Origin of the sequence: Streptomyces sp. NBC_01520, from assembly GCF_045040375.1 — a bacterium.
Taxonomy (GTDB): Bacteria; Actinomycetota; Actinomycetes; order Streptomycetales; family Streptomycetaceae; genus Streptomyces.
In genome coordinates, this window is the sequence record NZ_CP109404.1 from 688,118 (window position 1) to 712,063 (window position 23,946).

At 67.2% G+C, this 23,946-nt stretch carries 21 protein-coding genes and 1 pseudogene; 9 read left to right on the top strand and 13 right to left on the bottom strand.

The window, feature by feature from the left end:
• Positions 1-586 precede the first annotated feature (586 nt).
• Positions 587-2,899: a glycogen debranching protein gene (locus tag OG524_RS03055; RefSeq protein WP_405808946.1), complete on the bottom strand. Its 2,313-nt coding sequence runs from the start codon at positions 2,897-2,899 to the stop codon at positions 587-589.
• Between the two features lie 329 nt (positions 2,900-3,228).
• Here OG524_RS03055 and OG524_RS03060 point away from each other — a divergent pair, with 329 nt between their 5' ends.
• From OG524_RS03060 to OG524_RS03070, 3 genes are all read left to right on the top strand, one after another.
• On the top strand, positions 3,229-4,143 hold the full coding sequence (locus OG524_RS03060; protein ID WP_405393186.1) for a transposase family protein: 915 nt from the start codon (positions 3,229-3,231) through the stop codon (positions 4,141-4,143).
• Between the two features lie 371 nt (positions 4,144-4,514).
• A complete protein-coding gene (locus tag OG524_RS03065; protein WP_405392518.1) occupies positions 4,515-5,204 on the top strand; it encodes a DNA polymerase beta superfamily protein in 690 nt (229 codons plus the stop codon).
• Positions 5,205-5,300: 96 nt separating this feature from the next.
• Positions 5,301-5,669 (top strand): transposase, encoded by a 369-nt coding sequence (locus OG524_RS03070; RefSeq protein ID WP_405808948.1) that lies wholly within the window; start codon positions 5,301-5,303, stop codon positions 5,667-5,669.
• On the opposite strand, the gene OG524_RS03075 is transcribed toward OG524_RS03070, so the two are convergent.
• Together OG524_RS03075 and OG524_RS03080 are read right to left on the bottom strand one after the other, a co-directional pair.
• Positions 5,662-6,048 (bottom strand): DUF302 domain-containing protein, encoded by a 387-nt coding sequence (locus OG524_RS03075; RefSeq protein ID WP_405392516.1) that lies wholly within the window; start codon positions 6,046-6,048, stop codon positions 5,662-5,664. The genes OG524_RS03070 and OG524_RS03075 overlap by 8 nt on opposite strands.
• A gap of 157 nt (positions 6,049-6,205) precedes the next feature.
• Positions 6,206-7,240: an alcohol dehydrogenase catalytic domain-containing protein gene (locus OG524_RS03080; protein ID WP_405393354.1), complete on the bottom strand. Its 1,035-nt coding sequence runs from the start codon at positions 7,238-7,240 to the stop codon at positions 6,206-6,208.
• 1,098 nt (positions 7,241-8,338) lie between these two features.
• Here OG524_RS03080 and OG524_RS03085 point away from each other — a divergent pair.
• Positions 8,339-8,971 carry a CBS domain-containing protein gene (locus OG524_RS03085; RefSeq protein ID WP_405393352.1) on the top strand — a complete coding sequence of 211 codons (633 nt, stop codon included), beginning with the start codon at positions 8,339-8,341 and terminating at the stop codon, positions 8,969-8,971.
• A gap of 131 nt (positions 8,972-9,102) precedes the next feature.
• Here the strand turns inward: OG524_RS03085 and OG524_RS03090 are convergent, their stop codons facing one another.
• Together OG524_RS03090 and OG524_RS03095 are read right to left on the bottom strand one after the other, a co-directional pair.
• Positions 9,103-9,180, bottom strand: a complete 78-nt coding sequence (locus OG524_RS03090) for a hypothetical protein (protein WP_405393351.1) — start codon at positions 9,178-9,180, stop codon at positions 9,103-9,105.
• A 130-nt stretch (positions 9,181-9,310) separates the two neighbouring features.
• Positions 9,311-9,637 (bottom strand): annotated as a pseudogene (locus OG524_RS03095) (universal stress protein); the annotation flags it as partial.
• A gap of 370 nt (positions 9,638-10,007) precedes the next feature.
• On the opposite strand from OG524_RS03095, the gene OG524_RS03100 reads away from it, so the two are divergent.
• The 3 genes from OG524_RS03100 to OG524_RS03110 are packed head-to-tail and all read left to right on the top strand — an operon-like array spanning position 10,008 to position 12,858.
• Positions 10,008-11,468, top strand: coding sequence for a nicotinate phosphoribosyltransferase (locus OG524_RS03100; protein ID WP_405812415.1), 1,461 nt, complete (start codon positions 10,008-10,010; stop codon positions 11,466-11,468).
• Positions 11,469-11,512: 44 nt separating this feature from the next.
• Positions 11,513-11,863: a universal stress protein gene (locus tag OG524_RS03105; protein WP_405808950.1), complete on the top strand. Its 351-nt coding sequence runs from the start codon at positions 11,513-11,515 to the stop codon at positions 11,861-11,863.
• A complete protein-coding gene (locus OG524_RS03110) occupies positions 11,863-12,858 on the top strand; it encodes an Acg family FMN-binding oxidoreductase (RefSeq protein ID WP_405392515.1) in 996 nt (331 codons plus the stop codon). The genes OG524_RS03105 and OG524_RS03110 overlap by 1 nt, the downstream gene beginning before the upstream one ends.
• A 42-nt stretch (positions 12,859-12,900) precedes the next feature.
• Here the strand turns inward: OG524_RS03110 and OG524_RS03115 are convergent, their stop codons facing one another.
• The 3 genes from OG524_RS03115 to OG524_RS03125 all read right to left on the bottom strand — a co-directional run bounded on the left by OG524_RS03115 (position 12,901) and on the right by OG524_RS03125 (position 14,637).
• On the bottom strand, positions 12,901-13,521 hold the full coding sequence (locus OG524_RS03115) for a helix-turn-helix domain-containing protein (RefSeq protein WP_405392514.1): 621 nt from the start codon (positions 13,519-13,521) through the stop codon (positions 12,901-12,903).
• Between the two features lie 259 nt (positions 13,522-13,780).
• Entirely contained in the window at positions 13,781-13,954 is a 174-nt protein-coding gene (locus tag OG524_RS03120) for a hypothetical protein (protein ID WP_405392513.1), read from the bottom strand.
• A 275-nt stretch (positions 13,955-14,229) separates the two neighbouring features.
• Positions 14,230-14,637 (bottom strand): universal stress protein, encoded by a 408-nt coding sequence (locus tag OG524_RS03125; RefSeq protein ID WP_405392512.1) that lies wholly within the window; start codon positions 14,635-14,637, stop codon positions 14,230-14,232.
• Between the two features lie 285 nt (positions 14,638-14,922).
• Here OG524_RS03125 and OG524_RS03130 point away from each other — a divergent pair, with 285 nt between their 5' ends.
• Positions 14,923-15,378: a universal stress protein gene (locus OG524_RS03130; protein ID WP_405392511.1), complete on the top strand. Its 456-nt coding sequence runs from the start codon at positions 14,923-14,925 to the stop codon at positions 15,376-15,378.
• A 64-nt stretch (positions 15,379-15,442) separates the two neighbouring features.
• Here OG524_RS03130 and OG524_RS03135 read toward each other — a convergent pair whose 3' ends face one another.
• From OG524_RS03135 to OG524_RS03145, 3 genes are all read right to left on the bottom strand, one after another.
• On the bottom strand, positions 15,443-16,099 hold the full coding sequence (locus OG524_RS03135; RefSeq protein ID WP_405392510.1) for a CBS domain-containing protein: 657 nt from the start codon (positions 16,097-16,099) through the stop codon (positions 15,443-15,445).
• Positions 16,096-17,001: a universal stress protein gene (locus OG524_RS03140; protein WP_405393347.1), complete on the bottom strand. Its 906-nt coding sequence runs from the start codon at positions 16,999-17,001 to the stop codon at positions 16,096-16,098. Before OG524_RS03140 ends, OG524_RS03135 begins: the two co-directional genes overlap by 4 nt.
• 233 nt (positions 17,002-17,234) lie before the next feature.
• The gene (locus OG524_RS03145) at positions 17,235-18,965 is read right to left on the bottom strand and encodes a GAF domain-containing protein (RefSeq protein WP_405392509.1); all 1,731 of its coding nucleotides are present in this window, start codon (positions 18,963-18,965) and stop codon (positions 17,235-17,237) included.
• 205 nt (positions 18,966-19,170) lie between these two features.
• Between OG524_RS03145 and OG524_RS03150 the strand changes: the two genes are divergently transcribed.
• On the top strand, positions 19,171-19,863 hold the full coding sequence (locus OG524_RS03150; protein ID WP_405392508.1) for a response regulator: 693 nt from the start codon (positions 19,171-19,173) through the stop codon (positions 19,861-19,863).
• 26 nt (positions 19,864-19,889) lie between these two features.
• On the opposite strand, the gene OG524_RS03155 is transcribed toward OG524_RS03150, so the two are convergent.
• Together OG524_RS03155 and OG524_RS03160 are read right to left on the bottom strand one after the other, a co-directional pair.
• Positions 19,890-20,960 carry an alcohol dehydrogenase catalytic domain-containing protein gene (locus OG524_RS03155; protein ID WP_405808954.1) on the bottom strand — a complete coding sequence of 357 codons (1,071 nt, stop codon included), beginning with the start codon at positions 20,958-20,960 and terminating at the stop codon, positions 19,890-19,892.
• Between the two features lie 723 nt (positions 20,961-21,683).
• A complete protein-coding gene (locus OG524_RS03160) occupies positions 21,684-23,696 on the bottom strand; it encodes an APC family permease (protein ID WP_405812416.1) in 2,013 nt (670 codons plus the stop codon).
• Positions 23,697-23,946 lie beyond the last annotated feature (250 nt).

A 23,946-nucleotide genomic window follows, 5' to 3' on the forward strand; every position in this document is an offset into this window, starting at 1 on the left:
TCTGCCGACTGACTCGAACCACGGGCCGATTCCACCCATGGCCGCCGCACCCACCCGGTGTGACGGCCGCCCGCACCCCAGTCCCGGCCCAGCAGCAGCCCGGAGCGCTCACCGGCCGCCTACCGCACCGGGGGCCTTAGACGGACGAACATGTGAGCGCATCCGTTGAAGAATGGACAAGGACCCCTCATGCAGGTACAACCGAGGCGGACACTGACCCGATGGTTCATCAGGCGACAACCCCGAAGACCCCGTGATCATCACCGGCCGCAAGGCCGCCCGGGGCAAGCCCGGGCCGCAAGGCCGCCCGGGGCAAGCCCCTTACCGCGGCACAGAAGGAGGCGAACCGCCTGGTCAGCCGCGAACGCGCGGCCGACAAACACGGCTTTGGTGTGCGTCTCGTCGGCGTGCGCCGACCCTGTGGGCACCCCACGGCCATGAGAGCCGCCCCGGACGTCCAGACCGACGAAACCGAGGTCGGCGATCGCTCCCAGGCCCGCCTTGCGCAGCTGCGCGCGGCCGAGAGTCTGTCGGGTGACCTTCGATCAGAGGTCACCGGACAGACTCCGGCCTGCGAAGACCCTTGCTATTTCGCGATCAGGACGAGCAGCGCGCGGCCGCCGAGCCGATAGCTGGTGCCAGCGCCCCCGATGACAGCCTCAGCACCGGGAGAAGCAATCTGGCCGGGGCCCTCGGCCCAGGCGGAGGTGTCCGTCACGCGGTACCACTGCTTGCCCGCCCCCGGGGACGGGAGAGTGAAGTCGACGTCACCCGACCAGCCGTTGTAGCCGACGTACACGGCGCTGCTCGAATCGCCCAATTCGGTTCCGTCGATGCGCCACGCGAGCGCATGGTTCGAGGGATTGTCCCAGTACGCCGCATCGGGGGCGGAGCCGCCAGGGGTGTACCAGCTCATCTGAGGGATGCCGTTGCCGTTGGTGTCCGAGCCGCTGTAGAAACCGGCCGGGCGCAGAGCGGGGTGTGTCTTGCGGAAGGCGATCAGGCGCTGGGCGAAGGTGCGGAAGGTGCTCTGGTCGCCGGTGTATGTGGTGCTGAGCCAGTTGGCCGACGAGTCCAGGTTGTAAGGGTTGTTGTTGCACTGCAGGGAGCGCAGGTACTCGTCACCGCCGTTCATCATGGGCGTGCCGGCGGACAGCATCAGGAAGGCCATCCCGTTGCGGGCGGCCTTTCGCTGGTCGGCGGCGCTTCCGTTCTGGTCCCAGGAGATGTTGTCGTCCGAGCCTCCGTCGGAGGGACCGTACGGCCACGCCTGCCCGTTGTTCTTGCCGTTGCAGGTGTACAGATCGGCAAGAGTGAAGCCGTCGTGGGCGACCATGAAGTTGACGGAGTTCCAGGGCGCCCGTCCGTCGTCCTGATAGAGATCGGACGACCCGGCGAACCGGGTGGCGAGTTCGGCCGGCGTGACGTTCTGGAAGCCCATGGCGTTCTGATCGCGGCGCAGGGTGTCCCGGAAGATCCCGTTCCATTCGGACCATCCGGGCGGGAAGTTGCCCACCTGGTAGGTGCCGGCACCGATCGCCCAGGGCTCGGCGATCCAGTCAGTACCGGTGCCGCCCTGGGCAGGACGCGCGGGCATGGTCGCAGTGATCCGGTTGAGCGCTGTGTTCGGATCGGTTTTGCTGTATTGGAAGCAGCCGTGCTGACAGGTATTGCCCAGCACCGACGCCAGATCCAAGCGGAAGCCGTCGACGCCCAGGGTGTCCTTCCAATGCGCCAGGGAGTCCGTGATGAGGGCCTGGGCGACGGGATTGTAAGTGTTGTAGTTCCCGCCGACGCCCGTGTTGTCCCACGGGTTCTGCCGGTCGGATGTGAGCGAGTAGTACGTCGGGTTGTCCAGACCCCGGAGGGACAGCAGGCTGTAGGTGTTCTTGTCGGCGGCGTTCCAGGGCCCGCCCTCGGCGGTGTGGTTGTAGACCACATCCACGAGGACCTTGATGCCGACGTCGTGGTACGCCTTGACCATCGCCTTGAACTCGCGCGTGGGACCTCCAGGGCCCTGGTCGGATGAGTAACGACGGTCCGGTGCGAAGTAGTTCAGCGTCGAATAGCCCCAGTAGTTGTCCCCGGCGGTGCTGTTCGGGTTCACGTCGTTGGCGTCGTTCTGGAGTTCCTGCACAGGCAGGAACTCCACCGCCGTAACGCCCAGGGCGGCCAGGTTTGCCGCCTTCAGGCCCGCTCCCTTGTAGGTGCCGCGGTTGGCTGAGGGGATGGAGGCATCGTTCTTGGTGAGGCCGCGGACATGTACTTCGTAGACGATGTCGTCCTTCAGGGCGCGACTGGGCTTGCTGCCGGTGCCCGTGGTGTCATTGGGCAGCACGATGCCCTTGGGAGCTTGCGGTCCGCTGTCGAGGGCGCGGTATTGCGGGCCGGAGGCGTAGACGGTCTCGCTGCTCACCGCGGGCGTGCGCGGGTCATGGCTGAGTTCGCGCGCGTAGGGGTCTGCCAGGAGCTTGTTGGGGTTGAACCGGTTGCCGGCGGAGTCCACATCGGAGACGAATCCGGCGGACGACCCCTTCGTCCAGGCTGATGTGTACGGCCAGTTGGGGCCCCAGGCCCGGTAGCCGTAGTAGACCGCCCCCGTGATGCCGTACTGGTCGCGCAGCGTCGCGACGGACACAGTGGCCGACCAGACGCCACCGGTGGGGTCCTTGGTCAGCGGATAACTGACCCGCTCCTGGCTACCGGAGGCGGACGCGTACAAGTAGACGTCGATCCGGGTCGCCTGTGACGAGTAGACACGGAAGCCGATGTTCGCCCCGGTGGAGTCGTAGGCCGCCCCCAAGTCCCGCGCAGCGGAGACCACGGGAGCCGTCGTCTCGGCCGCAGCGGGGACACCGGGACCGGTCAGGGCCGCGCACACGACCACAATGGCGAGCACCGCATGTCGGAGCTTTCCTCGTATTCGGACACGGACACGGGTGGGGGGACGCACGGCGGCTCCTTCACGACCGGGAGGGGCCGCAAGTGCTGCGGCCGCACTGCAACCTGCAAGCAAATCCTTGCCGTAACTTGCTGCAAGATAATGGGCCGACCGGTCCGTGTAAAGACTTCCGGCGCGCTCCGCCCTCCCCTGCCTTCGCCTGCCTGGCGTACGTGGTGGATCGGCACCCGCTGCTTGTCCGACCGCTGGTAGCAGCCAACGAGTTGGTGCGTGATAGCGGGTGAGGCGTCGCGCCAGGCAGGTGGCATGATCCGGGTGTGGTGATCATGGTCAATCGGACAGTGCTGGCGCATCAGCTGTTCACTGGGATCTCTCGCGAGCATCTCGCGTGTCTTGTCGAGGAGTTGGCTGCTCCGTGGGGGGCCGAACTCGAGAGTCGACGCCATGCTGCACGAGGAGGAGTCCGGAAGCGGGCCGCAGGTGCCGGCGCCCGCCATAAGCTGGTGTTCATCGACCGGCTGGTGGCTACGCTGATCCATCTGCGGCACGACCTGCCGCATTCGGTGCTGGGCCTGCTGTTCGGCGTCGACCGCTCCACCATCACCCGCGCGATCGCAGAGATACGCACACTCCTGGCCGAGCGGGGGTGCGCGGTCCCCGACCGTCCCGGTCTGCGTCTTCGGACGCTGACGGATGTGTTCGCCTATGCCCAGGCCGAAGGCGTCGAGCTGCGACTGGACGCCACCGAGATCCAGGTCCGCAGGCCGCCGGCCAACCGCGGCGGACGCCGTGCGTTCGTCTCGGGCAAGAAGAAGCAGAACACGATGAAAGCCACCGTGATAGCCGACTGGCAGGGCCGCACGCTATGGACCGACGCCCTGCGTCCCGGACGTATGCACGACGCCACAGCCGCCCGCAACGAGGGCATCGCCGCCTGTTTCCAGCACTTCCCCGACGTCGAGGTCCTCTTGGACGACGGCTACCTCGGCCTGAGCCGTGACCACCGCGGGCAAGCGATCACACCGCCCAGAAAACCCCGCCCTGGAGCATTGCCCGGCAGAGTCGAACAGTGGGAACGCGACCGCCACGGGCACTCCTCCGACCGCATCACCGTCGAACACGCCCTCGCCGATCACAAACGCTGGAAGCAACTGACGCGCTGGACCCATCGCCGCGACCGCCTGCCCGACACCTACCGCGCCATCGCCGGCCTCGTCTCCGACCGAACCGCTCAAACCTGAACAGCGGTCCTCCAACGGACCAGCACGCCTCACCCGCTATCACGCACCAACTCGCAAGGCCGGTGTGAGGCTGATTGTCATCGTGCTGGTTCTCCGACTCGGGAGCCCGCCGCTCCCGCCGAAGGACCACAGAGGAGCAGCGAGGTGGGCGAGCTGCGGTGAAGTCGCCCACCCCACGCTCCAACTGACCGCGGCGCCAGGATGCCCAGCCCGTATTGCACCCGGTACAGCACCTGGACACCCACGCCCGCGCGCCCTCGACTGCCCACCGTCGAAAAACGGTTCGACCACAAGTCGTGTCTCTGCTGCGATGGGGACCCCGCCTGCACCTGCAAGGGGCACCGGCCGGCCGAACGAACAAAGGAACACCCGTGAATGTCCTGCTCTCAGGGATCGTCGGCTCGACCGCCTACGGCCTGGCCCGCCCTGGATCCGACATCGACCGGCTCGGCCTGTTCGCCGCCAACACCGCCGCCTTTCATGGGCTGCACCGGCCAACCGAATCCCACGTCACCAACCACCCCGACCAGACACTCCACGAAGCCGCGAAGTGGTGCCGGCTCGCCCTCGGTGGGAACCCGACCGTCATGGAACTCGTCTGGCTACCCGACGACCTGTACGAAGTCAGGACCCCGCTCGGTGACGAACTCATAGGCATCCGGGCCACGCTGCTCTCCGCGAAACGGGTCCGTGACGCCTACCTCGGCTACGCCACCCAACAGTTCAGACGGCTCTACGACCGCGGCGACGGGTCCTTCTCCGCCGACACGCGGAAGCGCACCGAGAAGCACGCCCGCCACCTGCGTCGGCTCTGCCATCAAGGGTTCCAGCTGTACTCCACCGGCCACCTGCAGATCCGGGTCGAGAATCCGGACGAGTACCACGAGTTCGGGGAGCAGGTCGCGGCCGACGCCATGGTCGCCCTGCCCATGCTCCAGCGGTACGAAGCCCTCTTCGACGCGACGACCAGCGTGCTGCCCGAAAAGCCCGACGAGGCGCCGGCCGAGGCATGGCTCCGGCGGGTACGGGCCGCCCACTACGCCCCGTCGGCACAGGGGTGACCAACCGACTCGCACACCACAGCGGCCCCCGCCCAACGGGGTAGGGGCCGCGTTCGTGCGCCCGCCCGCAGAGCACTGGAGCGTGACGAGCACGCGGTGGAGCTGTGGACCTCGGTTGCCGCGCTGTGCTGCTACAAGGCCGGCGAGAAGAGCCGTCTCATCCACCGGCCCCGCACGCACCTCCTGCTCAAGGGCGCCCGCAAGAGCTTCTCCTGGCAGGACTGTCGCGACCTCCTGGTGCGGGCACACATCCAGCTCGACGGACCGATCGTGGTGGCCTGGGACAATCTCAACACCCACCTGGCCGCGGGGCTGAAGCAGTACGAGGCCGAACACGACTGGCTCACCACCGTCCGGCTTCCGCCGTATGCACCCGACCTGCCCCGTCGAGGCTGTCTGCTCACTCGTGCGCAGAGCAGTGGCCAACACCGCTTTCACCATCGCGGCACCGGGTGGTTCACCTGAGGGACGCGAGAGCCGAGTCAAGGCGCCGGGTGGCTTCTTCGGCGACGGGCGCCATCGCGTCGAGGCCGGTGAGGGCGACCATGGTTCCGGGGTCGATCGCCTGCACGATCACCTCCGCGCCATCGGCACGCACCACTACGTTGCAAGGCAATAGAAGTCCGATCGCCCGGTCGACCTCCAGGGCCCGACGAGCCAACGGGGGGTTACAGGCACCAAGGATCAGGTACGGCTCCATGTCGTGGTCGATCTTGGCCTTGAGCGTCGCCTGGACGTCAATCTCTGTCAGGACACCGAAGCCCTGTTCGGTGAGGGCTCGGCGGACGGCTTGCACGGTCTCCTCGAACGTGCCGTTGAGCTTCACACTGCGGTCGTAGGGCACGGCCTTTCACCTCGTTCCTCTCGGTGGCCGCCGACGTCAACAGCCACGATCCCCTACCTCAAATCTGACCCTCATGGCGAGAGTGTCCCGATGAGACCGCTTCACGCACATTTCCCATCGGGCACTCCCGAAAACTGAAATTGTCCAGGAGTAAAGATCAGCCAGGCCGCCGGAGAGCTGTCCTCAATTCTCCCGTTTCAGCCGCGGTAGCGATAATTTCGTAGGCTTCTTCCGTCTGAGCGAATTCTAGTTCCCGAGTGATAAGCCGCGATAGGCGCCGCATATGCTTTGACGTTAGCGTATCGAGAAGCCAACCAGTGGACGATGTGTCAACCTGACCAGTGCTGATGGTGACATTCTTGCGCCACAATTTTTCAAGGTGCAGGGTGACTGACGAATTATGCATACCAATGTTCGCGATGTGGCCACCCGATCGCACCGATCTCGTGCACAGCGTGAAACTGTCAGGAGTTCCCGCCGCTTCGATGACCACATCCGCTCCAGGGCCCTCCGACAGCTCCGCTATCAGCCGTCCCGGAAGTTCTGCGGCATCAGCCCCCAAGTCGGCGGCCATCTCCAAGCGGCGAGGCAGCAGGTCAACTGAAATGACACGGGAAGGGCTGAAAATATCGGCAATACTCACAGCGGCCAAGCCGACGGGCCCTGCGCCCACCACCGCAACCACATTACCGGGACGCACCTTACCGTTACGCACCCCGAGCTCGAAAGCGGCAGGTAGCGCTTCGGAGAACAGGACGGCTGTATTCGCGTCCAGGCCGTACCGCAGTTTGTGCGTCGAGTGGTCCGCGAACGGAACACGGACGAAATCCGCCTGCGTGCCATTTATTTCGCGCCCCAGCAGCCACCCACCCCCCTGCGTGCACTGACCGTAGGCGCCTTCTCCACATGGCAGGCAGTACCCGCAGGCGGAGATGGAGGAGATGATCACTTCATCTCCCGGAACCACTGCGTGCACCTCGGGGCCGACCTCCATGATTTCGCCGACGGCTTCGTGCCCGAGAACCGTGCCTGGCTGCAATTCACTGTCCTCCCCCCGGAGCATGTGCAGGTCACCCACGCAGACCGTAGCCGCGTCGACCCGCACGAGCGCGTCGGTAGGCTGCTCGATCACCGGGTCCTGGACGCTGTCCCAATGTCCTTTGCCGGGGCCGTGATAAACGAATGCGTGCACAGTACTCACTCCCTCACTCCCTGTTCCACGGCAGCTGGCCCTATGCCGGCAGCCACAGCCCGGGCGCTCGCCAAGAACGGCCCCGCAGTTCCCGCGCACAACTCATACAGGGGAAGGGATCGATATCCCCTTGCCCTGCTGTTTCCCCTTGCGACCTCCATTCAGTCTCGGTTAGTGGTCGGTCGCTTCCGAGAGACGAAAGGGGTAGCCCTCAGGGACGTTCGGCCCCTCTCTGACCGTGGCGCCGCGATCCGGATGACTGTCAGCGGCAGCAGCCAGGGTCCAGTCGGCCCTGCCGAATGCGTCGGACGGCCCTTCAACGTCTCTGCGTGTGTGCGGAGACTCGGAGTCGAGTACACCGTCGTCCGGTTCCCGCGCGGCAACCGCGCAGGGGCCGTTTCACCGCCATCGCAGGTGGGCCACCGAGATCAGAGCGTGGCCTGAAAGGCTGTGACTCCATGTACGCAGCGATAGGAAGCCGACGGTGGCGTACGCATCCTCTGCGTCGAAAGGTCGACGTCCTGGAGGCACGGCTGTGGCTTCTTGTTGCGGCGCTGGCCCTCATATGCGCTTCGTCGATCGGCATCGCGCAGGGATGGGCAGCCTTCGATCACGAACGGTCAGTCGTCGCGGAAGAGCAGGCCAACCGGCATCTCGTACGCGCTACAGTCCTGCGCGACGCGGCCGCGTCATCGCCGTGGGCAGACGAGTCGGGGCGTTCCCAACGCGTCCCGGTGCCGGTCCGCTGGGTGACCGCAACCGGCGGAGAAGGCACGGGAAGGGTGCTGGTCGCACCAGGGACCGAGCGCGGGAAACGAACAGAACTCTGGCTGGACAGCCGAGGCGATATCACCTCCGCCCCTCACGGGTACCGCGATGTGTGGGCCGAAGCACTGCTGGAAGGTGGAAGCAGTGCCGCCGTCACCATCGGCGCAGGCGCACTGGCCGGGTTCGGCGTACGAGTGGTGTGCAACCGGCGTCGCGCGACCGGTTGGGAGTCCGAATGGAGCAGAGTGGAACCGGAATGGAGTCGCCGTGCCTGACCTTCGACCGGACGATGCGGAAACCCACCCTCGTGCCCTACCAGGGGAGCTTGTGATGACGGCCTCGCCTCACACCGTGAGCGACTTGATGACGCATACCGCGGTTGCCGTGGGCAGCAAGGCCTCGTACAAGGACATCGTCAAGCTCATGAACCAGTGGAAGGTAAGCGCTCTACCGGTGCTCGTCGGCGAAGGACGTGTCATCGGGGTGGTCTCGGAGGCGGATCTCCTCCTGAAGGAGGGGAACCGTCCCACCGGCAGCTCCGCGCCGAGTGATCGTCCGTTCGCAGACTCTGCCAAGGCGGACGCTGTATACGTGGAGGAGCTTATGTCGACCCCTGCCGTCACCGTGCACGCGGACGCGACAGTGGCCGAAGCGGCGCGGATCATGGCACGACGCCACGTGAAGCGTCTGCCGGTGGTGGACAGTGGTGGACTGCTTCAAGGAGTGATCAGCAGAGGTGACCTCCTGAAAGTCTTCCTTCGTTCCGACGGTGACATCGCCGCCGAGGCGCGCAGCGTTCTGTCCGAACTCCCGGCTGCGGCAGACGTCGACGTGCGGGTCTCCGACGGGGTGGTCACCCTGGGCGGGGCTCTGGCGGACCGGGCGCTGGTCCCGCTCCTCGCTCGAGCCGTCCGGGCAGTGGAAGGTGTGGTCGATATCCGTCTCGACTTCGGCAATCCGTGAGGCACGCCGACACCCGTGACGGGCAAGGACCGGACCGGACCTGTGCTCCAGTTGCCCGTCTTCCGGGCGCCGGCGCCCACCTAGGTCTCAGGTACCCGCCGGAACCGGGATCGGGTGTGTGGGACCGATGGTCACGCTTCGCCGGGAACGGTGGTCACTGGGCACTCGGCTCGGTGCGGGAGTCCATGGACCACCGACCCGAGGCGCATGCCTTTGTGGCCACCATGGCCACGCCTTCCTGCGACCACTGCGAGCGCGGTCGAGGAGCGCCGTCGAGTTCTCCACGGGATGCCCCCGACGCACCTCCTGGGTCGTTTTCACACCCTGATGTCCGGTGGAACACGCAGCAATCGCCTTGGTAAGGAGACGAGTGCGCTCTTCGAGTCCGGCCTCGCCTCCCCTGAACGAGACGGCGGGTCGCGCCCACACCGCGTGGAGGGACGCTCTTCGCACTTCCGCCTCCTCGAGGGCGAACTTCACCGCCTCGTGCGATGAGGCACTGCCGTCGACTCCGACGATCAGCCGAGCCAGGCGTTCCGCTGTGTGCTCGGTGCTCTCACCACGACCGCGGGGCAGTGTGCTTGCGCGCTGAGAGGCGCGGCCACCGACCGGGTGCTGAGCATTTTCCGCCGCGTGACCGAGCCGCCGGGCGCCGACCACGATCATGCGGGTGGTGTCGGTCACGCATCGGTCTGGGCCGCCGCCCGGAAAGCAGCCGATCTGGCGTGTTCGGAACCATCGATGCCTACGACGACCTGCCCTGGCCGCGCTGTCCGGAACGTCCCAGTGCTCATGATCCGCTCCTCGGGCCGCATGCGCTCGGTTCTCAAGGTGGCCTCACCAGCGAGTAGCCGGCAGGGCCACGGCGGTCCCGTTCGAGGGCCGAAGGTCCCCCCGGAACCCTCTGGAGTGTTGCCGAAGGTGCCCCACTCGGCCCTACCCGCAGGAGGTGGCTCCGAGAAAGGCTTTACGGGGAATGGGAGGCGCCCAGGTTCGGGAAGGCGGTTCCGACGATCAGGAAGAGGCGTTGAGCGCCATGTCGCAAGCCACGACCACGGATCTGTACGAAGCGTCGATGGCCCTCTCCTACTTGCGAGAAGGTATGACCGAGGACGCCACGTTCAGCCTCTTCGTACGCGATCTCCCCCCGAACCGTGGCTTCCTGGTGAGCGCAGGGCTGGAGCCGGTTCTCGATTTCCTGACCGATTTCTGCGTCACCGCGAATGACGCCCGGGACTTCGCCGCAGCTCTCGGACGTCCGCCGCACGAGGCGGAACCCCTTGTCGGGCTCGGTTTCGAGGGTGAGGTCAGAGCCGTGCCGGAAGGGCGAATAGTCCTTTCCGGAGAGCCTCTGCTGGAAGTCACCGCCCCATTGCCGCAAGCGCAGCTCGTCGAAACGTGGCTGCTGAGTCAGGTCAGCCATCAGACAACCGTGGCAACCAAGGCTGCACGGTGCGTGCTCGCCTCTGCCGGCCGCCCTGTCGTCGATTTCTCCCTGCGCCGCGGGCACGGGCCGGAGGCAGGGATGCAAGCGGCCCGCGTCGGCTCGATGGTCGGCTTCGCCGGCACCAGTAACGTCGCTGCGGCACTCCGATGGAAGACGCCGGCTTCGGGGACAATGGCACATTCGTACATCGAGGCCTTCGGTGACGAGGAAGCAGCGTTCATGGCCTTCGCGCGCAGCCGTGCCGGACCGATCACCCTCCTGGTCGATACCTACGACACGGTGGAGGGCGTCGTGACCGCGGCTCGCGTCCTGAACGCCCTGCACCGGGGTCCCGGCTCCGCGATCCGGCTCGACAGCGGCGACCTGGCTGAGCTCGCCCGCCGGTCACGGACAGTCCTCGACAGAGCAGGGTTGCCAGACGTCGGCATCATCGCGAGTGGTGGTCTCGACGAATTCCGCATCGAGGACTTGGTTCGCTCCGGCGCACCGATCGACGTGTACGCGGTCGGGACCAAGGTGGGGACATCGTCCGACGCCCCGTATTTGGACTCGGCCTACAAGTTGGTCGAATACGACGGACGGCCGGTGATGAAGTTGTCCGCTGCCAAGGTGACCGCACCCGGGCGCAAGCAAGTACTTCGGGCAGAGGGTGGTGCGGATGATGTGATCGCGCTGGCCGAGGAGGACGTGCCCGGTGGCCGGGAGCCGCTGTTGCAGACGGTGATGTCGGCAGGACGCCGCACCCGCACACGCGACACTCTTGCGGCCGCCCACGACCGATTCGTCGGTGACCTGGCTGCCCTGCCGCAGCGCACACGTCGAATCCGACACCCCGAGGCGCCTGTCCCCACGGTTTCCGCTCAGCTTTCAGCACTGACCTCCGACGTCCGTCAGCACCTGGAGAGGGGTGTCGAGCAGCGGCGCGGCGGACGGGCCGGCTCGCAGAACTGGGACCTTCCTGGGGCCCTGCGAACTGCAGAACATCCGAAGCTCGCAAACGGTCAGGCGGAAGGCGGCACCCGCGCACCGGAGAGCGGACACCGCCGGTGATATGCGAGATGCCGAGAGATACACAATCGCTTCTGGGAGCCGACATGACGGGAAATGTGGCAGTAGGCGTGAACGGATCTCCGGAGAGTGTCGCAGCCGTCAGGTGGGCTGCCCGGGAAGCGGCGCTGCGGGCAGTCGCACTCCGCATCATCCATGTGCGGGAATGGCGTGTTCCTCCCGAGCGCCTGGAACACGTGGCGGCATGGGGTTCCACTCGTGACGGCCCTGTACCTCCGGAGCGTTCCCGGGAGTATGAGGAACTGCTCCAGCAAGCAGCCCGGGTTGCCGAACAGGCCGAGCCCGGCCTGGCGGTCGTCGCAGAGGAGCTTGCCGGAGAAGGTCTCGCTCACAGGGCTCTTCTGGCCGAGCTCGAGACACCGGGAAAGGACCCCTGATGTCGACCCGCCGCACTGACGTCGCGTCAGTAACCGCCTGGGTCGATGACGCCACCATGGCGCCGTCGATGCACAACGCCCAACCCTGGAAGTTCCGTTATGTGCCGGCGTTGAATGTTCTCCATCTGCACATGGATATGACCCGCTGCATGCCTCGTACGGATCCGACCCGCCGCAGCATGCACATCAGTTGTGGCGCCGCGTTGTTCAACCTCCGCGTGGCCGTCGCACACGCCGGATGGTCGACGGACATCCAATTGCTGCCCGCCCCGGACGATCCCACGCTGGTAGCCACCGCGGTGTTCGCCGAGCGCGAAGGGAACGACTCGGTCTCCAGCCTCTACCCAGCGATCGCTCGTCGGCACACCAGCCGCGAGCCCTTCACCGACGAGTCGGTCCCCGAAGCTCTTCTTGACGGCCTCAAGGGCGCTGCGCGGGCGGAGGGCGCGGCCATGTCCGTTCTCGGCGACTGGCAGGTCGACGCGGTGATCGATGTGATCAGAGAGGCTGAGCAGGACGAGACTCTGTCTCCTGACGTCCGCGAAGAGATCACCCGGTGGACGGGGTCCGGCACCGGAGTCCCGGACGGGATCCCGGCCTACGCCTTCGGGCCACGGCACCACGGCGGTCGGGCACCGGTGCGGGATTTTGCCGTCGGGCGCACGATTCCTGATCGCCGCTCGGCGGATTTCGAACAGGCTCCCTGTCTCGCGGTCCTCGGAACGTCCGAGGACCGTCCTCGGGACTGGCTGCTCGCCGGCCAGGCCTTGGAAAGAGTGCTGCTGCAGTCGACGCTGGACGGCTTGTCCACGTCTCTCAACTCGCAAGCCCTTGAACGGCCCGAACTGCGGTGGCTCCTTCGTGCCCCTCACTCGCCTCCGGCGTCGGCCTTCCCTCAGATGCTGCTCCGGCTGGGGCACGGTCCTGCCGTCCCGGCGACCCCCCGTCGCGTGGTGAGCGATGTGCTCGATGTCGATCGGGGGACGTCGCCCTGAAGACGAGGGTCCGTTGGGCGCCGCCGGGGACGCGCGGTGGCGTCAGCGGTCGCGGACCACGATGCGGCGCCCGGTCACCCTGCCGGATGTCACCGCGATCCACATATCCCGCTGCCCACCGGCCCAGGGGGACGTACCGGACCTATGCTCCTCGAGACGCTGGACAGCCTCCGGCGCGGTCACCATCCGAGCCTCCCCGACGACCAGCACGCTCCATCCCCGGCTGAAGGCTTCGTCGATGTGATCCACCTCGAAGGCGGTCTCGTGCCCGACCGCGTTCGCCGGGCCGGAGTCGGGCGAGGTCCTGTAGGCGACCTCTCCCCCGGTGGACACGTAGTTGACCGGGAACACGGCTGGGCCTCGCCCGTCGCTGACGACCACGCGGCCCACCCCATGGGTCCCGAGCAGCTTCCAGCACTCCTCCTGGCCGAGGTCCACCAGTTCCGGATGATACGCCGCTCGGCCTACACCGGGAGGCAGGTCGACCGTTCCTCCGGTGAGTTCGTCCACTGTCGTTTCGAGCGCGTTGGCCAGGCGCACCATGAATCCCATCCCGTGAGAACCCGGCTGCGTTTCGACGTACTCGATGTATCCGGGAGCGGAAGCGGTGCGGAGCGCCAGCTCCCCCCGGGACAGTCCCAGATCCTCACGGCGCTCCGCCACACGTCTACCGAAATCCCCCACTGCCGGGGCACCGGGCCCGGGCGAGTCCTTCTGCGGCCGATCGGTCATGACGGTTCGCCTTCCTGCTGTCGACAGCGAAGCGGGCCCTGCCCAAGGCGCGATGGTGTGGCAGAGGACAGCCCAGTCAGTTCACGCTAGGCACGGATGGGCAGCGCCGCACCACGGCGGCCGCGCCTGCTGGCCGTGCGCACGCATGGCGAGGAAGCGTTCATGGCGCATCGCCCCCTGCGGCCTCCTGTCAGCCGTGCGGAACAACGGCCACCGGCGCCGCCGTGTGGTGCAGTGCCGAGTGGGCGACCGGCCGGACATGGGCGCCCAGGTGCGAGGCACGGTGGCGGAGGCCCAGGACGATCAGCCTGGCCTGGCGTGAGGCCTCGACCAGTCCTGCGCCGGATGCCCTGGAGACATTCAATGCTCACCGGAACCGCCGGATACTTTTCGTTCCAGGATCCCGGTGCCCGAGTCATTTCCTCTTGTCGTGCGGTCGCCACTTCTTCCATCAGCGCAGGCACGACGTCTGTCGTGCCAGGCCCGTACGCCGGTGGCAGGGACCAGCTGTGAACGATCCGCAATCCGCATCCGCACCTCTGGGCGCCGGCGAACGCGAATCCCAAGACCTCCTGGCGGGCCTCCGGCAGATCCAGCCCCACGACGACGTCGCCCGCCGAGGACCGGGTGCCCTGGTCGTCAGGGGATTCCGCGCGCACCAGGACCGGTGGACGCCTTGCGCGAGCCAGAACCGCCAAGGAGACCGACCCGAATCCAGATAGCCCGCGAGACGGAGGGGCCATGGGTTCGGATCGTTCGCCGGTGGCCGGCAGTCCCTCTACGGGGTTGCCCGGTTGTTGCTGCGTCTCCATCCGCATGTGCGGATGGTTCAGCTCCCTGCTCGGCGGCCCTGTGCAGAAGCGCTTCCGCCGACCGCTGTTCGGTCCCCGGATCTGTGTAACGGGCCGCTGGAGCGTCGCCGTCCCTCCACACGTGGAGGGGACGCAGAGGACACCCGCGGGGCAGAGCTTCATCAGCTGCCCGGTTCGCTGCTGCGAGGCTCTCCCGTGAGCTGTCGATTCCGGCACTACTGACGGTGTGGGACATGGTGCGCTCCTCATGAGGTCAAGGCCTGCCGCCAGCGTTGCCCACTTCGTCGGCCCCGAGGAGGGGCCGGAAGGTCACCATCCGGTCCGGTCGGCCCGTCGCCGTGGCAGGCCACGACCTCGCGGAACCTCACCCGTTCAGCCGCGCGTGGGCACGTGACCGCAGCGAAGGGGCCTCCGGGGCTACTCGGGACAACGCCGCCGGTCGCCACGCTCTCCGCTGGCGCGGCACCCTGAGCGCAGGCACTGTGGGCGGTGAAGGACTCGGACGAACGATGAGGCGGTCATGGGCAGCGATTCCGAAACCACCCCCCGAGTCGTGGTCGGGGTCGACGGCTCCGGCCCCTCGCAGGAGGCTCTTCGCTGGGCAGCGCGTCATGCTCAGCTCACCGGCGCCGTCGTCGAGGCGGTGTGCGCCTGGGACACCCCCTCGGAGATCGGCTGGGCGGGGCCCGCGACGGAAGCGGGCTTCGACCTGGATCGCGCTCGGCTCCGCTTCGCAGAGGGGATCCGTGCCGTGTTCGGCAACGGCAAGCCCGCCGAGGTGCACGAGATGTTGGTCCAGGGTGACCCGTCCGAAGTCCTGATCGGAGCTTCCGAAGGTGCGGATCTACTCGTGGTCGGTAACCGAGGGCGCGGAGGCTTCGCGCGGGCCATGCTGGGGTCTGTGAGCCAGCGGTGCGCCCAGCACGCCAAGTGCCCGGTGGTCGTCGTACGGGCAGGCGCCTCGGAAGCTCACTGACGCGACCTCGCACGAGCCGCGGACCGGCCCTGGTGCCGAATTGACGCGCCCTGCCGCGGCGACGTCACGGTGTGCTGGCGGCCTCCAGATGGCACGTCGCATCCACCACACCCTCCACGGCTCGGGCCAGCCGCTGGGCGACAGGGATCAGAGCTGCGTCGCGGACCGTCCCGTCGATCGTCACGCGCCCTTCGTTCACATTTACGCGAATGTTCCGACGTGAGACAGGAAAGAGACGGTCGACCACTTCCTGCCGCACCTCATCGGCGAGTTCCTCGTCCGCGCGCAGGAATACCTTGAGCAGGTCGGCGCGGCTCACGATGCCTTTGAGGACTCCTTGCCCATCCACTACCGGGAGACGCTTGATCCCGTGGTGTGCCATGAGCCGGGCAGCCTCGGGCAGTGTTGCGTCCGCAGGGACGGTGACGGCGGGGGCCGACATGAGCTCCCGGGCTGTCACGGCCCCTGCCTTGGCATAATCCGTCAAGCGGTCTCGCTGGCCGATCATGGTCGCGTCCTCGTCATGCAGCTCCTCTTTCGCGAGCAAGTCAGCCTCGGAGACGATACCCACCACTCGCCCCTCCCCCTCGAGGACGGGCACAGCGGTCACCTGCCACTGATTGACAGCGGCCACTATCTCCTTGAAGCGCGCATCAAGACCGACTGCGACGACCGTCCGCGTCATCACGTCGCTCACATGGTGAGGTGATGGAGGGTTCATGGCGTTGTTCCCTCCGAAGGGCTCTCGGCTCCGCGAGGAACCACGACGACGGGACAGGCCGCATGGTGCAGGACCGTGTGCGCGACCCTGCCCAGCTGCATGCCGACCTGGCTCTGCCGTCTCTGCGCCCCCACGATCACCAGGTCGGCCACGGCGGAACGTTTGAGGAGTACCTTCCGGGCCGGCCCCTCTGCGGTGACTCGCCGCACTGCGACGTCCGGGTAGACATCCCCTGCGGTCGCCACCGCCTCGTCGAGCAGGGAAGAAGCTCGCGCTTCGTGGTGGCAAGCGGGTTCACCGGCAACAAGCGGATGATCCGCCGTCTCGTGGGAGGGGCAGCGCCAAGCACGCACCACGTCCAGCTCACAGTGCCGCAGCCGGGCCTCGACGAAGGCGAACCGCACAGCCGGCGAGTTCCCGTCGGTGTCACCGATACCGAGCACGATCCGCCCGTGCACTCCCTCCAGACCCGCCTTGTCTCCTCGTACGACGACAACCGGGCAGTGTGCCCCGGCAGCGACCGCCAGGCTGATCGATCCGAGAAGCAACCCGGCGATCTCACCGCGCCCTCGGGATCCGGTGACCAGGGCGAAAGCATTCCGTCCCTCTCTGAGCAACGCGTCGGCCGCTTCCTCGGGCACCACCTCTGTCGTGACCCGCAGGTTCGGCGCGCGACGCCGAACGCGTTCAGCTGTTGAACCGACGATATTCTCGGCCATCACCTGTTCGTCAGGCCGCGAGAGGCTGGTTGCGAGGTCGGCGCCCTCGTAACGATGCCAAAGAGAGGCGTACACGAGCCGCAAGGGCACTTCGTGCCGGAGCGCTTCATCGGCTGCCCAGTCGGCCGCAAGGAGGCTCGATTCGCTCCCGTCCACACCGACGACCACAGGACGAGACCCCATGGCACTCACCACCCTCTACTTCCTGCCTTCCGGTACTGCCACCGTCCCACCGGGCGGGCACTCCGCCCCAGGGCCGACTGGGCCATACAGAAGCCCGGGCGGCCCTGCGTAGCCCCTGCGACCGGCGGGCTCGACACGTACCGAAGCGCTTGCACTTCCCGCCGATAGACAGCCACCTGGTCCTGGGCGGCGGGAGGACCCTGAGGTGCCTTCACCGTGGGGATCCCCCACGGTCACGGCCCGGACCGGTCGACGGTCTTTTCCCGCGCCAGGGGTGCTGACCAGGTCACTCTGGTGCCACCGTCCGCCGGTGTACTGATCTCCAGGGTTCCGCGGGCCCCCTGGGCACGTTCGTCCAAGTTGTCCAGCCCGCTGAACCTGGCACCCCCCGGGATACCTACGCCGTCGTCAGTGACCGTGAGCGTGAGGCGCTCGGGAGTAACACGCAGGTACACGTCGACCGACCGCGCTCGTGCGTACCGCGCGGCGTTGCTCAGCGACTCGACCAGCACTGCCTCCACATGATCGGCAAGAGTCATCGGGACGCGGGTTTCCACAAGCCCCTCGATGCGCAGGGCGGGCGGGAAGCCCAGCAGCGTCGTGGACGCTTCGATCGCCCTTGCGATTCGGCTGCGCAGCCCCGGTGGGGCCTCGCCGACTGTCTCGTGGGTGCGGAGACCGAAGATGGTCGAACGAATGATCTTGATTGTCGCGTCCAGATCGTCGACCGCCCTGCGGATCCGCTGCTCACCCTGCGGATGGGTCACGAACCGTTGCGCACTCTGCAATGTCATGCCGGTGGCAAACAGCCGTTGGATGGCCAGGTCGTGCAGGTCACGCGCTATGCGGTCCCGGTCCTCCAGCAAGGCTGTCCGTTCGGCGTCCTTTCGCCGTTCAGCCAGTTCCATGGCCAGCGAAGCCTGGCGGGCGAACGCCGTCAAGGGCTCCGACTCCGTGCGGGAGAAGACGTCCTCTCCCTTCCTCCGGGTCAGGAGGAGTACGCCACGTACCACGTCGCCGGATCCGATGGGCACCGCCACGGCCGGCCCGAAGCCGGCCCATCGTGCCAGGTCCTCCCGGCTGCGCGGATCGTTCTCGATGTCGGGGCTCTCGCACGCTCCTGCACACGTGAAAGCGGTACCGAGGTAGCCGCCCCGCATGGGCACGAACGCCCCGTGAAGCCGCTCCCCCTCCTCCCCGGTGGCCAGGGCGATCCGAAGCTTCCCTGATCCTTCGACGGGTACGGCGATCACCCCGAGGTCCGCGAAGACGTTCGCACGGGCACGCTCGAGGATCAGGGCCATGACCTCGGCACGGGGGCAGCCGGACAGCAGACTGTTCGTGACTTCCGAGCCCGCGGCCAGCCAGCGTTCACGGCGGCGCGACTCCTCGTAGAGTCGTGAGTTCTCGATGGCGATGCTCGCGGCGACGGACAAGGTCAGCAACACCGACTCGTCCTCTGCGTCGAACTGCGCGGCACGGCGCTTCTGGGTGAGATAGAGGTTACCGAAGACGTACCCCCGGACCCGGATCGGAACGCCCAGGAAGGAATGCATCTGCGGATGATGCGGCGGGAAGCCGTACGACGCCGGATGCTCGGACGGTTCTGCGAGTCGGAGTGGTTCCGGGTGACGGATCACCTCACCGAGCAGGCCGTGGCCGACCGGCAGCGCGCCGATCGCGGCCCACTGCTCGTCGCTGATGCCCACCGGTATGAACTCCGAGAGCCTGTCATCCTCACCGATCACACCGAGAGCACCGTATTCGGCATCCACCAGGACGGTGGCTGCCTCGACTATGCGGCGCAGCACCTGCGCCAGTTCGAGGTCGCGGCCGACCGAAAGAACCGCCTCCAGGAGGCTATGGATGCGATCCTGGGAGCCACGGGCGGCATCGAGCCGGGCCTGGAGCCGACTCAGCAGCTCGTCTGGTTTCAGCCCGGAATCCGGATCGCCCTCGCTCACGACAGGCAGCCTCCTGTGCGGATACGGGAAGAGTCTCCTGTTCCACGGTATGTTCCGCAGCGACAGGCCGCGCGCCCGCCCGGACCGGGCCGGCTACGGCCTGCGGATCCCCGCTCCGAGCCGGACGGGCTTCGCGGAGGGATACTGGCTCTGCCCGGTCGCACCCAGTGCGCCTGGTGTGTCGTGATGAGTACCAGGAGCCGCAATGAATGACATACCGGCCAGTACGCCCACGAAGGAACCGATCCGAGTTTTCGTGCTGGACGACCACGAGGTCGTGCGCTGCGGCCTGCGTGACCTACTGGAATCCGAGCCGGATCTCACCGTGGTCGGCGAGGCGGCAACCGCCCAGCAGGCCATCGCCCGCGGGCCGGCGCTGCGGCCCGATGTCGCCGTGCTCGACGTCAGGCTGCCGGACGGCGACGGCATCACGGTCTGCAGAGAACTGCGCTCCAGCATGCCCCATCTCGCCTGCCTCATGCTGACCTCGTTCGACGAGGAGGAAGCCCTGCTCGACTCCATCATGGCGGGCGCCGCGGGCTATGTGCTCAAGGAGATCAAGGGAGTCGATCTCGTAGCGGCGGTACGCACGGTGGCGAGCGGGCAGTCGATGCTGGACCCGGCTACCACGGCGCAGCTCATGCGCTCACTGCGTGCCCCCACCCAGCCCCACACCGAGGACGAACGGCTGTCCGTGCTGTCCGACCGCGAAAAGGCTGTCCTCGATCTCATCGGCGAAGGCCTCACCAACCGGCAGATCAGCAAGAAGCTCTACCTGTCCGAGAAGACGGTCAAGAACCACATCTCCCGCGTGCTGGCGAAACTGGGAGTCGAGCGCCGGGTGCAGGCCGCGGTCATCGCGACTCACGTACACGACAACCAGCAGGCAGAGCGCTGATCCGCACCACTGCCGAAGCCTCCAGGTCAGGCGGGCAGCGATACCGCGTCGTGTGAAGGCGCACCGACCACCACCTTCAGCGCGCCGGTGTCCGCAGCCCTGGAGAAGACGTCGTACGCCTCTTCCATCTGCGAGGGCGTGAAGCGGTGCGTGACCAGTGCGGGAGCCGCAGGGAGGCGCCCGGCTGCCGTCATTTCCAGCAGCAGCGGTGTGGAGTAGGTATCCACCAGGCCGGTCGTGATGGTCACGTCCTTCGACCAGAGGCTCTCCAGGTGGAGCGTCGCCGGTTTCCCGTGGACTCCTACGTTCGCGACCCGGCCACCCGGCCGCACCATGCGCGTGCACTGCTCGAACGTCTCGGGGACTCCGACCGCTTCGACGACGACGTCCGCGCCCAGGCCGCCGGTGAGGTCACCCACCAGCGCCTCGGAATCTTCGTCCGCACCGACGGTGACGTCCGCGCCCACGGCCCGCGCCGCCTCCAGGCGGGACGGCGCGGTGTCGACGGCGATCACACGGCGCGGGGTGTACAGGCGGGCTGTGGCCACGGTGGCGAGTCCGATTGGCCCGGCCCCGATGACGACCACTGTGTCCCCCGGCCCCACCTGCCCGCTCAGCACACCGACTTCGTACGCGGTCGGGAAAATATCCGCCAGCAGGACCGCGTCTTCGCTGCTCACCGAATTGCGTAGAGGGTGGACGGACATATCCGCGTAGGGGACGCGCACGTACTCGGCCTGCGTCCCGTTGATCAGGTGTCCCAGGATCCAGCCGCCTCCTCCCCGGCATTGCCCGAAGCGGTTCTCGCGGCAGAAGCGGCAGCGGCCACACGCGGTGATGCAGGAGATCAGCACTCGGTCACCCGGTCGCACGCTCCGTACGTCACCCCCCGTCTCCACCACTTCCCCCACAGCCTCGTGCCCGAGGACGGTGCCAGGGCTCACCTCGGGAACGTCCCCCTTCAGGATGTGCAGATCCGTGCCGCAGATGGTGACTGCGTCGACGCGGATCACCGCGTCTGCCGGGTCTTCGACGCCCGGGTCAGGAACGTCCTGCCAGGCCTTTCGCCCCTCGCCTTGGAAAACCAGTGCCTTCATGACGTCGTCCCTCTCCGCTGTGTTCGAATCGCCTGGCACCAGGCTCGCAACCGTGAGCCCTCTCACGCTTGGGCCGGTCGGCACCTGTCCGGGACCACCAAGGCCCTCACAACAAGCGCCCCTGTGTTGCGGAGATCCCGAGCACCAGCTCTCGCGACGGACACTCCGACCACAGAGCGGAGCGGGCGAAGGCGGTCATGGTCCGAGGGTGGCCGGTCGGTCCCGGCGAGGGCCCGCACGGCCCTTCCCGCAACTTTCCAGGCCGTCGGGGACACCGGATCGTCGTCGCCTCGTGCGCGACCTCCCGCGCCGTGTGCAAGCTTCAGGCGGTGCGGGAGCAGCATCCGCCAACGCCATGACGTGGTCCGACGACGACGGCCCGTGAACCTGCGGTCATGGACGTTGCCGGGCCCTCCACCACCGGACAACCGAACACGCGAGCCGATACCGGGAGGCGAGTGAGGTGGCACCCGATGAACTGGAGCGTTGCTCCGTCCTGTGAGGCACCACCGTAGTCACGCCGAGGCGCAGTTTTTGGTGAGCGGAACGACGGGCGGGTTGTCCGCGCAGCCGGTGACTAAAGCCAAGGCCGTGTCCTATGTGGTGAGCCGGCGGAGTCGTTTGTAGCAGCAGAGGGCGGCGGCGAGGCCGAGGAAGGCCAGTAGTTGCGGGGATGGCGCGGACGGGTTCGAGGCGCGCACCCCGGGCTCGGCAGTCGGTCAGCTATCGGTGTGCGCTGTCTGGCTCGCTTTTGTGGGTGGGTTCTCCGCGGCGGACGGAGCCCGGGGCGCGTGGGGTGGATCGGTTGGCGTGAGCGGAGGAGGCCAGTTGCCAGGGGACGCTGATCACCATGACGCCGGGAGTGAACAGCAGGCGGTTCTTGAGCCACAACGCCGATTGGTTATGGAGCGGGGCTTCCCACCAGTGTCCGACCACGTACTCGGGGATGAACACCGCGACCACATCGCGCGGGCTTTCGCGCCGGACCGATCGGACGTACTCCACGGCCGACTTGGTGATCTCGCGGTACGGGGAGTCGAGGACCTTGAGCGGTACCTGGATTCCGAAGTCCTCCCATTGCTGTTGGAGTTCGGTGGCCTGACGGCGGTCCACGGCGACGGTGAGTGCCTCCAGGTGGTCCGGCCTGAAGGCGTGGGCGAAGGCGAGTGCCCGCAGGGTCGGCTTGTGCAGGGTGGACACGAGCACGATCGCGAGCACCCGGGAGGGCGGGGACATTTCGCCGTGCAGACCGGTCACCGCCAGTTCGTCGGCCGTGGTGTCGTAGTGGCGGCGCACACCGCGCATCAGCAGCCAGAGGACGCCGGCGGCGAGTACCGCGAGCCAGGCGCCCTGGGTGAACTTGGTGGCCAGCACGACGACCAGGACGAGACCGGTGACGAGCGCCCCGGTGGCGTTGATGATCCGGGCCGTCCTGTGGCGCCGGCGGACGGCCGCTACGGTCTCGGTGCGCAGCTCCCGGTTCCAGTGCCGGATCATCCCCGTCTGGGAGAGGGTGAAGGAGGTGAACACTCCCAGGATGTAGAGATGGATGAGACTGGTGACCTCTGCCTGGTACGCCCACAGGAGCAGGCCGGCCACGATCGCCAGGGCCAGGATGCCGTTGGAGAAGGCGAGCCGGTCACCGCGGTTGTGGAGCTGGCGTGGCAGGTAGCGGTCCTGGGCGAGGATCGATGCGAGCAGCGGGAAGCCGTTGAACGCGGTGTTGGCGGCGAGGATCAGTACCAGGGCGGTGGCGGCCTGGATGAAGTAGAAGCCGACGCTGTTCTCGCCCCCGAAGACGGACGCCGCGATCTGGGCGATGACGGTGCGCTGCGTGTAGGAGCCGCAGTCGCCGGCCAGACCCGTCAGGCGGCAGGCATCGTCGGTGATGTGGACCTTGGCGACGATGGCGAGGGTCGTAACGCCGGCGAACATGGTGACGGCGATGAGTCCCATCAGGGCCATGGTGGTCGCCGCGTTACGGGATTTCGGCTTACGGAAGGCCGGCACGCCGTTGGAGATCGCCTCCACACCGGTCAGCGCCGTACAGCCGCTGGAGAACGCGCGCAATACCAGCATCACCATGGCCAGACCCGCCAGGTTCGCATCGCCAGGCACCGGCGCCACACCGTACGCGGCGCTCTCGGCCACCGGAGCGTCACCGATCAGGTAGCGGAACAGCCCCGTCCCCACCATGATCAGCACGCCGCCGGTGAACAGATACGTCGGTGCGGCGAACAGCCGGCCGGATTCCCGTACCCCCCGCAGGTTCATCGCGGTCAGGACCGCGACAAACGCAAGCGCCATCAGCACCCGGTAGTCCACCAGCGAAGGCATCGCCGAGATGATGTTGTCCACGCCGGACGCGACCGAGACAGCCACGGTCATGACGTAGTCGACGAGCAGTGAGGCAGCCACCACCAGACCCGCGGATGGACTGATGTTCGTCGAGGCCACCTCGTACGAACCGCCACCGCTCGGATAGGCGCGCACAACCTGACGGTAGGAGAGAACCACCACGGTCATCAGCGCCACGACCGCCGCCGCGATCCACGGTGTGAAGTGCAGGTAGGCCAGACCGCCCAGCGTCAGGACCAGCAGGATCTCCTGCGTCGCGTAGGCCACCGAGGACAACGGGTCGGACGCAAAGACCGGAAGGGCGATGCGCTTGGGAAGCAGCGTCCCGCCCAGCTCCTCGCTGCGCATGGCCCGGCCGATCACCAGCCGTTTGAGCATCCCCGTCACATTGAGCACAGCGCGAGCGTATGCCGCCCCACCAGCCAGAACGCGTCGACACAGCACTCCGCCAGCATCAAGGCGCACGAGAACCAGCGGCGTCACTCCGGCCGGTGGACTCCGTGACGACGTCAACCTGCGGCGTGCGAGGGTCGATGAGGGCGATCTGACCGCTGCGCAGCGCCTCTGTCAGTTGCGGTCGCCGCTCCGCAGGTCTGCCGCACGGTGCGAGCGACTCATTGGACCTGGC

Bases quoted from the DNA above. Each gene is read 5' to 3' on its own strand.
- OG524_RS03060 (WP_405393186.1), top strand. From the start codon at position 3,229: ATGGTCAATCGGACAGTGCTGGCGCATCAGCTGTTCACTGGGATCTCT.
- OG524_RS03085 (WP_405393352.1), top strand. From the start codon at position 8,339: ATGACGGCCTCGCCTCACACCGTGAGCGACTTGATGACGCATACCGCG.
- OG524_RS03090 (WP_405393351.1), bottom strand. From the start codon at position 9,180: ATGCGCCTCGGGTCGGTGGTCCATGGACTCCCGCACCGAGCCGAGTGC.
- OG524_RS03100 (WP_405812415.1), top strand. From the start codon at position 10,008: ATGTCGCAAGCCACGACCACGGATCTGTACGAAGCGTCGATGGCCCTC.
- OG524_RS03105 (WP_405808950.1), top strand. From the start codon at position 11,513: ATGACGGGAAATGTGGCAGTAGGCGTGAACGGATCTCCGGAGAGTGTC.
- OG524_RS03110 (WP_405392515.1), top strand. From the start codon at position 11,863: ATGTCGACCCGCCGCACTGACGTCGCGTCAGTAACCGCCTGGGTCGAT.
- OG524_RS03125 (WP_405392512.1), bottom strand. From the start codon at position 14,637: ATGTCCCACACCGTCAGTAGTGCCGGAATCGACAGCTCACGGGAGAGC.
- OG524_RS03130 (WP_405392511.1), top strand. From the start codon at position 14,923: ATGGGCAGCGATTCCGAAACCACCCCCCGAGTCGTGGTCGGGGTCGAC.
- OG524_RS03135 (WP_405392510.1), bottom strand. From the start codon at position 16,099: ATGAACCCTCCATCACCTCACCATGTGAGCGACGTGATGACGCGGACG.
- OG524_RS03140 (WP_405393347.1), bottom strand. From the start codon at position 17,001: ATGGGGTCTCGTCCTGTGGTCGTCGGTGTGGACGGGAGCGAATCGAGC.
- OG524_RS03150 (WP_405392508.1), top strand. From the start codon at position 19,171: ATGAATGACATACCGGCCAGTACGCCCACGAAGGAACCGATCCGAGTT.
- OG524_RS03155 (WP_405808954.1), bottom strand. From the start codon at position 20,960: ATGAAGGCACTGGTTTTCCAAGGCGAGGGGCGAAAGGCCTGGCAGGAC.
- OG524_RS03160 (WP_405812416.1), bottom strand. From the start codon at position 23,696: ATGCTCAAACGGCTGGTGATCGGCCGGGCCATGCGCAGCGAGGAGCTG.